This window comes from Pseudoalteromonas sp. NBT06-2, assembly GCF_002276045.1.
Taxonomy (GTDB): Bacteria; Pseudomonadota; Gammaproteobacteria; order Enterobacterales; family Alteromonadaceae; genus Pseudoalteromonas.
This window is the reverse complement of the sequence record NZ_NQMR01000070.1, coordinates 33,274-45,909: the sequence shown is the minus strand read 5'-3', so window position 1 is coordinate 45,909 and position 12,636 is coordinate 33,274. Positions and strand designations below refer to the sequence as shown.

Annotated in this window: 10 protein-coding genes; 8 read left to right on the top strand and 2 right to left on the bottom strand. The window is 32.6% G+C overall.

Annotation, left to right across the window (positions count from 1 at the left end; translation table 11 throughout):
- From CJF42_RS14370 to CJF42_RS14335, 8 genes are all read left to right on the top strand, one after another.
- Positions 1–374 (top strand): Hpt domain-containing protein (locus CJF42_RS14370; RefSeq protein ID WP_141235563.1); only part of this gene is annotated, 374 nt, incomplete at its 5' end.
- A 412-nt stretch (positions 375–786) separates the two neighbouring features.
- Positions 787–1,194, top strand: a complete 408-nt coding sequence (locus CJF42_RS14365; RefSeq protein WP_095367354.1) for a MerR family transcriptional regulator — start codon at positions 787–789, stop codon at positions 1,192–1,194.
- 32 nt (positions 1,195–1,226) lie between these two features.
- Complete coding sequence (locus tag CJF42_RS14360) at positions 1,227–2,141, top strand: sterol desaturase family protein (protein ID WP_095367353.1); 915 nt, start codon at positions 1,227–1,229, stop codon at positions 2,139–2,141.
- A 450-nt stretch (positions 2,142–2,591) separates the two neighbouring features.
- Positions 2,592–3,842, top strand: coding sequence for an efflux RND transporter periplasmic adaptor subunit (locus tag CJF42_RS14355; RefSeq protein ID WP_095367352.1), 1,251 nt, complete (start codon positions 2,592–2,594; stop codon positions 3,840–3,842).
- A gap of 21 nt (positions 3,843–3,863) precedes the next feature.
- Positions 3,864–4,583, top strand: coding sequence for an ABC transporter ATP-binding protein (locus tag CJF42_RS14350; RefSeq protein WP_095367351.1), 720 nt, complete (start codon positions 3,864–3,866; stop codon positions 4,581–4,583).
- Between the two features lies 1 nt (position 4,584).
- On the top strand, positions 4,585–6,996 hold the full coding sequence (locus CJF42_RS14345) for an ABC transporter permease (RefSeq protein WP_095367350.1): 2,412 nt from the start codon (positions 4,585–4,587) through the stop codon (positions 6,994–6,996).
- Entirely contained in the window at positions 6,997–8,430 is a 1,434-nt protein-coding gene (locus CJF42_RS14340; RefSeq protein ID WP_095367349.1) for a sigma-54-dependent transcriptional regulator, read from the top strand.
- Positions 8,431–8,644: 214 nt separating this feature from the next.
- Positions 8,645–9,685 carry a sensor histidine kinase gene (locus tag CJF42_RS14335; RefSeq protein ID WP_212668824.1) on the top strand — a complete coding sequence of 347 codons (1,041 nt, stop codon included), beginning with the start codon at positions 8,645–8,647 and terminating at the stop codon, positions 9,683–9,685.
- On the opposite strand, the gene CJF42_RS14330 is transcribed toward CJF42_RS14335, so the two are convergent.
- Positions 9,674–11,209, bottom strand: coding sequence for an FG-GAP repeat domain-containing protein (locus CJF42_RS14330; protein WP_095367347.1), 1,536 nt, complete (start codon positions 11,207–11,209; stop codon positions 9,674–9,676). The two genes, CJF42_RS14335 and CJF42_RS14330, sit on opposite strands and share 12 nt — an antisense overlap.
- A 114-nt stretch (positions 11,210–11,323) precedes the next feature.
- Entirely contained in the window at positions 11,324–12,583 is a 1,260-nt protein-coding gene (locus CJF42_RS14325) for an MFS transporter (RefSeq protein ID WP_095367357.1), read from the bottom strand.
- Between the last annotated feature and the right edge of the window lie 53 nt (positions 12,584–12,636).

The window sequence follows — 12,636 nt, the reverse complement described above, 5'->3', positions numbered from 1 at the left end:
AACGTAAACATTCAAAACTGTCTAAACTAAGCTTACCAGGTATAGACATCAATGTCGGGCTAAAAATCACACAAGATAATGAAGCTCTATACTTGCGGTTATTAAGAAAGTTTAAAGACGGGGAAGAAGATTTTGGATACAAGTTTAATCAGGCTTACGCATCAAAGGACCTAAAAACCATGGAGCGACTAGCTCATACGTTAAAAGGTGTAGCCGCGAATATGGGTGCTAAAAACGTGCAGGATGAAGCACAGAAATTAGAATTTCTATGCCAAGAGGGGGATTTAACAGAGATTAATGAACAATACAGGCTAACCCTAACCGCGCTAACATCTGTATTAACCGGATTACAACAACTTAATAAGATAGGCTAATCCATTACTGATTTCTTTACGCTAAGTAATTGAACAAAAGTGACACAACCAAAGCCTAATGAGCTAGTGTACATTGATATAGCCTGCAATATATTAACTATATATTCAGGGGAAATCTGTATTTCCCTTGATATAAACTTGTAAGTCAGCATTCAAATTAGACGTTCCAACAATAGAATTTGGATTACTTATAATGCAGAATACTTTTGTGTTTTATTAAGGCGAGATAAAGCTGAAATGATATAAAATAGAAATATCTTGTTTATTCTAAATTACAATGTAATTAAATTCAAAATTGAATGTCGGCTTACAGTTTCAATCAAGTTCCCTAATGGTTGATTAAGTACTGTTTAGTTCATAATATAAAAAGGTTAATAAATAGCACACGTCACCATAAATTGAGAAATACAGCATGTATATTGGAAAAATTTCAAAAGAAACGGGAGCATCGATTAAAGCAATTCGATTTTACGAAGAGATTGGCTTGTTAAATGACGTAATGAGATCAGGAAAATACAGGGTCTATAATGAAAACCATGTCACACTCATTCGACTTATTCTTAAAGCAAAATCACTCGGTTTTAGATTATCAGAAATAAAAGTTTTTGCCGAACAAAAAAATAGCCGAGCTCCATGGGCTTGTATACTTAGTATGATTATCACTAAAACAACTCAGATTGACACCGAATTAAGCAATCTTAAAAAACAAAAAGAAGAACTTTTAAATTACAAGAAAAATATTGTGGACTGCTTAGAGCATAACCCGACCTGTTCTTTGAATAAAATTGAACTTGACTCTCCCCGTACAGAGAGACTTTAGAATAAACCTTTAGCTAATTTAAAGAGGTTATTATGTTCAATTTTTTATCAAAACACCTACTTTTATTGTCTTTAATGTTAAGTGTTTCTATTTTCTCGATTGCTTATTCGTTGGCATGGGATTTGGAGTTTGCTGTGTTGGGTTCAACGAGTCTGACCTTAATTTTTGCCATAATCTTGGAGCGTGTTACTCCTTTTTATTCTGAATGGAATAAGAGTCAGGGTGATATTCAGACTGACCTTACAAGTGCCTTGGTACTTATTGCATTAGTTGATCCATTGCTAAAGTTCTTAGCACCTTTTATCGTTATCGTTTTTTATTCGACCCTAAATCTATCGGAAGATATGGGGCAATTTAACCCTCAACAATTGCCATTAGTGGTACAAATTATTTTAGCGACACTGCTTATTGAGCTAGGACGCTATTGGTCACATCGGCTCCATCATACTGTTATGCCTTTATGGCGGCTCCATGCAATGCACCATAGCAGCCAAAGACTTTATGCTATCAATAACCTACGTTTTAATCCTTTGAATTATGGATTGAATTATGGATTGAATTTTTTTATGGGAATACTGCCAGTGATGCTATTTGGTTTTTCTGCTGAAGCTTTATTTGGATACTTAGCTATCAGTCAGCCAGTATTGATGCTGCAACATGCCAACATAAACCTCAGGAGTGGTTGGTTAAATTACATATTTAGCACGAACGAGTTGCATCGTTGGCATCACTCAACTTTAGCTCATGAGGCGAATTCAAATTACGGTAACGCAATTGTATTGTGGGATCAAATTTTTGGCACTTTTCGGTTTGAACGTGATTCTAAAAATGAGCCAAAGCGGGTAGGTCTATTTTTATCAAATTCAAACTATCCAACGCGTGATGGCTACTTTAAACAACTTGGCTCATCATTGAAATTTAATTGCTGTGCAACTAAACACATATGATCGGGATCACCGTCAATACCCATGATACCTCAAAATACGCGATTTCAACGAATATTAAACAGAATCTAGGTAAGGCATTAATTGAAGATAATAGTTGTTCCCTTATAAAATCAATAACGCCGCATCAACCTTGTTTATACTCGCCGATACGGGCTTATGAGCAAACTAAATTCATCGTTGTATTGGTTTGAAAGGTACCTCTGCATCAACTCACGTGACTTGGACTCGCTCAGATAGCTCTAAAACCTGCATTTTGAAATAACATAGATATAGAGTCACGGGTAAAATTTATATTATTCCCATAATCGATCTTTTTATATTTTTGATTTCGGGAATTTTAACTTTAATAAAATCACTTTAAAATTAAAAATCAAATAAAATCAAGTTGTTATGATTTGGTTTGATACTTGCTGTATTACTACAACAATCTTTTAAATATGAAGTGTAGTGATGGATATTAAACGAAAACGCGATACAAAAATAAAGCATAAATATTTAATCAGTTTAATGGTGGGAGTGTCATTAATTTTATTGACATTCTGGGGTTTGAGTCAGCCAAATAAGTCTACGCAAATAGAATCAAAGAACCTCTGGTTTGATACTATAAAACAAGGTGACTTACAAAGGGAAGCAAAAGGTTTTGGCATTCTAGAGGCTAAAACTCAAAAATATTTAACGGCACAGTTTTCGGCTGTGATATCTGAAATACGATTAAAACCAGGGGCAAAAGTATCACCGAATAGTATTATTCTAACGATGACAAACCCTGAAATTGATCAAGCAGTGATCACCGCAAATTTAGCCGTAAATGCAGAACAGTCGGTATTAAAACAGCTTGAGTTAACACAAAATCGTGAAAAATTGGATATTGAAATTCGTGCCTCTGAATTAAGTATTGATTTAAAAGTTGCGCGATCTCGGTTGCAAGCTGAAAAGAAACTTGCCGTAAAAGGCATTGTATCTCAACTCGATTTAATGAAAACAAAGGCACTTGTTGAAAAGTTAATAAATCGAGAGCGCAATATACAAAATAAACTAAAGCAACTTAGACGCTTTCATTTGCAGGCAAAAAAAATTCAAATTGAAAAAATTGAAGAAAAACGCAGTTTACTGAAATTGGCTAATAATAAAAAGGAAAGTCTCAATGTTAGAGCTGGACTTAATGGTGTTCTGCAAGCATTACCCGTTAAACTGGGACAGAGTGTGGCAAATGGTAATCAATTGGCATTGGTAGGTGGCACCAACGAATTAATAGCAATTGTACAAGTACCACAAGCTGATGTGCAAAATATTCAGATAAACATGCCTGTAGAAATAGATACACGTGGTGGTACCGCAAAAGGAAAAGTCATGCGAATAGATCCTGTTGTTGTTGAGGGAAAAATTGAAATAGAAATTGCATTATTGGGTGAGTTGCCAGACAACGCACGACCAGCGTTGAATATAGAAGCAACCATATTGTTAAAAACACTCAAAAATGTACTTTATTTTAAAGCACCTGTTAATAGTAAGCCTTCATCAAGTATTCAATTATATAAATTAGATAACCAAAATAATAAAGCAGATCTTATATGGCTGAAACTAGGTAAACAAAGTGGTCAATTTATTGAAGTAATTTCAGGCGCTAATGTGAATGATCGATTTATCTTAAGTGATATGCGTAAGTTTAAAAAACAGGCTCAGCTAACTTTAATAAATTAATAATAATTTAAGGGGAATGAAATGAATACAACAATTAGTATCCAAATGGAAAAAATAAGTAAAATATATTCAACGAAAGATATTGAAACACATGCATTAACTCAAATTGACTTAACGATTAATAAAGGTGATTTTATATCAATTTCTGGTCCATCGGGATGTGGAAAATCAACATTATTATCTATATTAGGTTTACTCGATTCGCCAACTCAAGGTAGTTATATCATTGAAGGTGAAGATGTGAGTCAGTTATCTGTTGATAGCAGAGCTCATATTCGCAACCAAAAAATAGGATTTGTATTTCAGTCATTTAATTTAATAGATGAACTCAGTGTATATGAAAATGTTGCATTACCCTTGCGGTACCGTGAGCCAGAAATTTCTGAGAGTGATATTAATAAAGCAGTTTCTTTAGCTTTAAAAAATGTTGATATGGCGCATCGTATGACGCATAAACCAAACCAGTTATCGGGTGGGCAACAACAAAGAATTGCTATTGCACGTGCTCTAGTGGGTGAACCGGCAATATTATTGGTAGACGAACCAACAGGAAACTTAGATTCTCAAAATGGTGATGCCGTAATGCGTTTATTAAAATCGTTAAATCGAGCAGGCACAACTATTTGCATGGTGACACATGATCCACGATATGCTGAATTTGCAGAGAAACGTTTACATTTACTTGATGGTGTCATAAGTCAGTCTGGTTTTAGCAATAAATTAGTTCAAGAGGTGGGGTAATATGCGACTAAAACATGAAATAAACTATGCTGCTTTAGGGCTTAAAAAATCACCTGGATTTACGTTTATTTTAATATTAACTTTAGCGTTAACTTTAGGTGCTTTGATAGCGGCTTTTAATTTAAACCAATTAATAAGTTTCAAAGATTTACCATATCCAAACGTTGAACAACTTTATGTTTTTAAACAAAATGAAATTAGGGCTGATAAAAATTCAGTGGGTGGTCAATTAGTTGGTGCACAATTTAATGCATATGAGCAAGGTAAAGCGTTTTCAACTTCGGCTTTGATCTCGCAAACAAGAGGGATATTAATAAGTGAACCCAGTGAACCAATGCTGATTAGCCTATATGTATCTGCAGAATATTTTGAATTGTTAAATGTGCCATTTACCAAAGGCAAAGGTTTTACATTAAGTAAAGAGATTAAAGATGCAAAACCAGAGGCTGTGATCAGTTATGATTTATGGCAAACACAATTTTCAGGCAGAAAGGATATACTAGGACATAGTGTACAATTTCAAGATGATTTCTTTACCATTGTAGGGGTCATGGACGATACTTTTTCAGAACCCAAGCCTTATGCACTTTATGGTAAAAGCCAGATTATATTACCGATAGCTTTTAGTGAATATAAGCAAAATGATTGGCACAATATACCGCGAAACCTAGCAAGTTTAATTAAAATTAATTCAACACAAACAGAGGCTGAAGCACAGCATTTATTAAGTAAAATAATAGATAAAGAGATCAAGTCGACAAAAATAGGAGAGCGCTACGCCGGCATCCAAGTAAAAGCACACTTAACTTCCCTTACACACGCTATTAGAGGCGATAACAGCCGAATTTCTTTGAGTATCTTAATTGCTTCTATTATTTTATTGTTTATTGCTTTTGCAAATGTAGTCAACTTATATTTATCTCATATTGCAAAAAAGCAACATCATTTAGCAATTTGTGCAAGTGTAGGAGCGACGCCAAAGGCTATATTTAAACGTCTATTTATCGAAAGTTTTTTGATTACATTTATTTCAGCTATTTTTGCATTACTTATAAGTGCTTGGTTGATGATATTTATTAAGGAAATAGCCGCTGGTACTTTACCTAGACTTAATGAACTGAATTTAGATTTGAGTGCTTTGTTATTCAGTTTTATAGTATCGCTTTTTCTTGCCATTTTATTAGCATATTTTGGCAGTAAAGTGGTTAATTATGATGCTTTAAAAAATCAATTAACAGCAAGCGGTAAAGGTACAAGTTCTCAAGTATCGAATAAAATACGTCAACTATTAATTATCTCTCAAGTTTGTTTTACAGGCTTGTTATTGTTGGCGACTTCTATGATATTGCAAAATTCTTTACTTATAGTTCATAAACCTTTGGGGATTAATGTTGCTAATGTGATCAGCTTACAAATAGACGCAGGTAAAAAATATAAAACACCAGCAGAAAAAAAACAGTTACTAGAGCAAGTTAAAAATAAATTTTTGCACAACCCTATCATTGAAAATGTATCAAAGAATTTAGTTTCGCCGCTTCGTAGTGGAGATTTTTCAGCCCCTTTAGTTGATAGTGATAATAAATCTTATGGTATATTTGGTTTTTCAGCGATAGATATTGATTATTTTGAATTATTACAACAGCCTATTTTATATGGACGCAACTTTAATAAAGCTGAAATAACAGAGCAACAAAAGGTTGCAGTGATAAGTGAAACAGTTGCGAACTCGGTATTTAATAAAACCAATGCTGTTGGAGAAAGTATTCGTTTTTCAGCCAATTCACCCTATAAAGTGATAGGAGTAACAAGTGACCATTTTAATGCTTTTACACATAAATTATATCAAGGAAATATATATTTACCACTTAGAACATTTCGCTTAAATATATTATTAAAAGTAAAACCTGACATGTTATTTAGCAAAATTGAGATATTAGAACAATTACATCAAGTTGATCCTAGTTTACGTATTTTAGAATTTTTAGAGCTTGAACAAACCCAAAAAGATTTAGTGTACCATTATAATCTGGCGGCTTGGTTGGCGGGGGCATTAAGCCTACTAGCACTTATGTTAGCCTGCGCTGGAATTTATGGCGTGATCAGCTACGCTAGTCAAATACGTCGATATGAATTAGGGATCAGAATTGCTTTAGGCGCGAAACATAAACGCATTATGTATTTGGTCATTAAAGATTCATTTAAGCCTATTTTAATAGGCATAATAGCTTGTTTAAGTTTAGCTGCTTTAATTTCGATATTCGCAAATGAAACCTTAATGTTATTAGGTCAGCCTGATTTTAAACAAGTTGTTGCTGCTACGATATTGTTAATGATATTTTCACTGTTGGCCTGTATATTACCCGTTAAAAAAGTAATCAAAGCAGATCCTATCCGTGCTTTAAGAAATGAATAAATGATAAAAAAACAACAAATATTAATTATTGATGATAAAGCCGAAGTACGCTTAAGTGCTCGGTTTCTATTATCTAACTATGGTTTTGATATTTTAGAGGCTGATTCTCCCGTCACAGGTTTACAGGTATTAAAACAAGAAAATATTTCATTGGTATTACTTGATATGAATTTTTCTTTAGATACCACATCGGGAGAAGAGGGTTTATATTGTCTTAAAAAAATTAGAGCGTTAGCAGATTTTATTCCTGTAATAGTGATCACTGCTTGGTCAAATACACCATTAGTGGTTAATGCATTACAGCAAGGTGCGCAAGATTTTATAGAAAAACCTTGGGATAACCAAAGGCTTGTGCAAGTTATTAAACAAAATTTAAAATTAGGAGCTTTACAGCAACAAAATGCCCAGTTGCAGCAGCAAACGTCTGATTTTAATAAAAAGGTCAAAATAGTTGCATTATCTCCAGCAATGAAAGCCTTAAAACATAAGCTTGATGATGTTGCTAAAACAAGCGCCAATGTTTTACTGACAGGTGATAATGGCACAGGTAAAAGCACGTTAGCACATTATATTCACCAACAATCATTACAAAATAAGAATACTTTAGTAAGTGTAAATATGGGCGCTATCGTTGAAAATTTATTCGAAAGTGAAATGTTTGGTCACATTAAAGGCGCATTTACAGGAGCTGATAAAAATCGCATAGGTAGGTTTGAACTCGCTAACAATGGTAGTTTATTTCTTGATGAAGTGGCCAATATTCCTTTAAGCCAGCAAGCGAAATTGTTGAGAGTATTAGAAAATGGTGAATATGAACAAGTGGGTTCCAGTAAAACGAAGATGACAAATGTACGTTTGATCAGTGCAACTAATGGTGATTTTGATAAACTGATATATCAGGGCTTATTTCGCCAAGACTTATACTTTCGACTTAATACTATAAAGCTTGAGGTACCTAGCTTAAATGAACGTATACAGGATATTCCAACCCTTGCTTTAATATTTTTAAATCAGCATATTAAACGATATCAAAAACCTGATATGCATCTCACTGAGCAAGCAATACAGGCTTTAGTTGATTATCAATATGAAGGTAATCTCAGGGAATTAAGCCATATTATAGAACGCATTGTGATTATGCATGACCCAGATGTTAAAGGTTTTGATATTAAAGCAGAACATTTAGAGCTTGACCGACAATTTAATCAAACATCAGTAAATAATTTTATAAACAATAGTAATAAAGAAATGCCTTTTATGACTTTTGAAGCAGCAGAAAGACAATTGCTTAGGAGTGCATTAACACAAACTTTTGGTCAAACAATTGAAGCTGCAAAATTATTAGGTATTAGTAAAAGCGCAATTTATCGTCGTTTAGAAAAATATCAAATTATTGCGAAAGACTATATAGTGCGAGACCGTGAAAGTGAATAGTTTAGAAAAGTGGATAAATAAATTATTATTGATAGTCAGCTTTCTTTTACTTTTTTTTATTTTATTAAGCGTTTGGCTATTAAGCAAAAAAACTCTACTTGTTTTTACGCTCTGTGCGATTTTAGTTCCATTGCTATATATGTTTAGCGATAACATTAAAAGCAAACTTATCACGCCATATTTTTCACTCTTGGCTTTGGTTGATGGCATTAAAGTGGATGACTATTCCTTACAAGCAAAAACCACATTTCAAAAAGGGATCGCAGCGACTTTATTTAAAGAATTAGCTGTATTATCGAGTACATTGGCTGAAAAAAAACATGTATATAATGAAAGCAATTTATTGGTTTATAGTTTAATTCAGCAGCTTGATAGCCCTGTATTATTAATTGATCAAGAATACAAATTGGTGCAAGGTAATCAAGCATTATCAACTTGGCTTAAAAAGGATTGGCGTTTAGTGAGATTAATGCCTGTTCAAGCATTAAACTTAGCTTTTGATAATCATAATTGGTATTTCACTGATGAAACGAAATCAGCACAATATAAAATTCGTTCAAGTTTTTTTAGTGATAACAATGGTGAGCATCAACTACTTATCTTGACAGATATCAGCTCTGAACTGAGGAAAATGCAGTTAGATTCATGGCAACAATTAGTAAAAGTGCTCAGCCACGAAATAAAAAATTCACTGACACCCATAAAATCATTGGCACAAACGTTACTACAATTTAGCAAGGATCCTCAACAAAAAGAAGTATTGGGGGTTATAGTGGAACGTAGTCATAATTTAAATTTGTTTGTATCTCAATATGCACAATTATCAAAGCAATATCACATAAATGCTCAAAAAGTAGATTTAAATACACTTTTTGAGCAAGTTTTCACCTTGTATAAAGAGTTAAACTTTAAAACTCAGTTACAGGTAAAATATATTAATGTTGATGTTATTTTATTTGAGCAAGTATTGATTAATTTAATTGAAAATGCCAAACAGGCAAGTAACTCTGATGCTGAAATTATGATAATAAGTGAGCATGAAGATAACTATGTCAGTATAAAAATAAGAGACTTTGGATCGGGTATTCAAAACATGGAAAACATATTTGTGCCTTTTTATACTACAAAAATAAATGGTCAGGGTATCGGTTTACTATTAAGTCGTAATATTATAGAGCAGCATAACGGTGTGCTATCAATCTCTAATACGTCAGATAATACTGGCGTAATTGCAAATATAAAATTATTGAGATAATAAGATTGTAAAGTTATGACCGCTAGAGTTGTCATCTAATTTACTGAACTTTAATAATAAGTCATCTTTGCCATCATTATTTAAATCATTAACAAATACTAAGTTTCCATCTTTGGGTAATTGTGTATTATATTCTACAGCGCGTCGTTTAAATAACTTTTTACCGGTTTGTCCAAAATAAATATCTAACTCATCGTCACCATCTGATAATACTAAATCTTTTAAACCATCACCATTTAAGTCTGCAAGCTTAACAACTGCAGTACCTGACTGGCCTGAACTGAGACTGAAATTTAATTCTACTTCTTTATTCACATGAGGTTTTTTTCGATAATTGTCATTTTCATCCATTTTAAACAAGTATACATCTTGATCTATACTACCAGATAAGAAGGCACTTATAATTTGAGATAAGCCAATATCAAACCCAGCAAGCATCACTTCTGATTTATTATCATTGTCAATATCAACAAATTCTAAATCAGTTAAAGTACCTTCGGCATGAATCACACTATTAGGTTTATTATCATAGCTGAGTTGTTGGTTAGTATTTTTACCTAGATATATTTCATAGTCATTTACCCTGTCTAAAACACCAGATACTTGTGTGAATCTCACTACCATATCTGTTATACCATCAAAATTAACATCGCGAAGTTCTTCTAATTTTCGGTAAGTTAATTTACTTTGATCTAAACTTTCTCCTGTTTCATCTTTCTTGTTCCACCACTCAGTACCACTAATAGATTTATCAATTGCAATGTTATTAGGTATTACCTTGAATTTAGCATCGTCTATTTGATAAAACACTTGCATTTTTCCTTCACCTACCTTGACGATATCAATTTTTTTATCAAAATTGATATCTTCAAAATAGAGTTTTGCTTGCTTATAGGTTGCACCATCGCTATGCAGGTTGACTTCTGCTGGTATAGGCAATGATTGTGATATGTATGTGCCTTCCTTTTGGCCAATTAATATATGGGTATTTGAAAAGTCACTGACCAAAATATCATCATATATGTCTTTATTTAAATTTTTCACAAAGTGGGCGCGTGTAATATGTTCAGGTTCATTTTTTAAAAAGAGTGACTTAATATCTGAAATTGTTTCAAACGTGTTTAGCGCAACATTATATTTAGATAGCACATTGTTCGACATGAAATATAAATTTTGAAAAACTCCTTCTTGATATTCACTTATATCAAAACTATAAAACTGTTTAGGTATTTGTTTTTTATTAATCACAGAATAAGTATTTTTAGAATTATCGTATTGATATATAACGAGCCATTTATTTTTATCTTCATCAACTCCTAAAATAATAAGTTCTTTGCCATTGTCTGGTTTTAAGTCGGCAATAAGTACTGGTTGGAACAGCTTATAAGGAGCATCTATTTTTAATTCTTTGAAATCAATTTTTTTTGAATCTTTTTGCTTAGTTGCAGCTAATGTATTATTGGCACTGAGTATTGAAGTTAAAATTAAACTGTAAACTAATATATTTTTTCTAAAATGAAGCATCTGGAACTCATTCGACAAATGATTTTATTTACTATATATTTTTTTTATATAAGTTGTTGTCATAAAATGTAAAACCTGTAAGAAAGTATTAATAATGTAAATAAATTGAATCATTTAATTTTTGGGCTGTGGCCAGATTTTACTAATATAATGACCATGATAAAACGATAAACCTGCAATAAAACTCATAATAGCGCCTAATAATAATGCCCATGAAACGTCAAACATAGATAAAACACCTCCTATCAGTGCTGCAAATAAATTACCCAGGCAAAATATAGTTACTAACATCCCCATTAGCTTTCCTTGTGGGCGATCTTCATAACTGTAGGAAAGATATGCCGTTAAAAAACCATTATAAATTGCGATTCCTGCACCTAAAAATACAAAGGTAATTAGATAAATATGAGTTGTAAGCCAAGGTAAGATGGACAAAGACAGAGCAAATATTATGATACCTAATAACCCAGCCTGTGCATGAGTAAACTTTTTTTGTATTATTGGATTTATTAATAAACTTGTTAATATCATGCATGTTGTAAGAAATACTGTCGCCCAACTAATATCAACTGGTACATAATTAAATTGTTGTACTAAATGTAATGGATAATATTCGTAATATAAATTAACACCCATGGTTAAAAATAAATAAAGAAGAAAAAAACGTCTTAAATCAGGTTGTTTCAATAAGGTTAAACTTGAACCCGTTTCTGCATTTTTATCAGTCTTATTTAAGCAGATAGGGAGTAGAGTGTGGCTTAAAATAGCACAAATTAAACATGAAAAAGCTGCAGCCCAAAAAACGGAATCTATACCATAATAAACTAAATAACCGCCAGCAAGAGGACCTAATAAGTAACCTCCATAACCCATAGAGCTTACTAAAGAAAAGCTACGTGTTTTGTTTATTATAGGATGTAAATCAGCTGCGATAGCACGTGCAATTGAAATATTCCCTTCACATAAACCGGTTAAAAGTCGTGAAAATGCAAATAATAGAAAATTTTCGTATATTGCAGCAACTGCGGTGAGACTATAACCAATTGCACTGCCTAGCAAAGTTAAGCTCAGTAACCTTTTTCTACCATATCGGTCAGATATGGCACCTATAAAGCTACTTCCTAAAATAATGCCAAGTGGATATATGCCAAGTACAACACCAAGTAATAGTTCTGAAGGTAGATTCAAAAATTGTGTTAATGAAGATTCACCTTGTGAAAATAAAGGCGCTAAAATTGGATAAGGTAGGGCAATACCTGCAACACTGATTAAGGTAACTAATAAAGTGATATATAAAATTTGCTTTGCTTTATGTTTATTTATTATTAAAGGGTCATTAATTATGTTGAGTTTATCGCTTATTGAATTACTCATAAATGTCATTTAAATTCTAACTATCGTAACACTATTACATTTCAAACCGATTA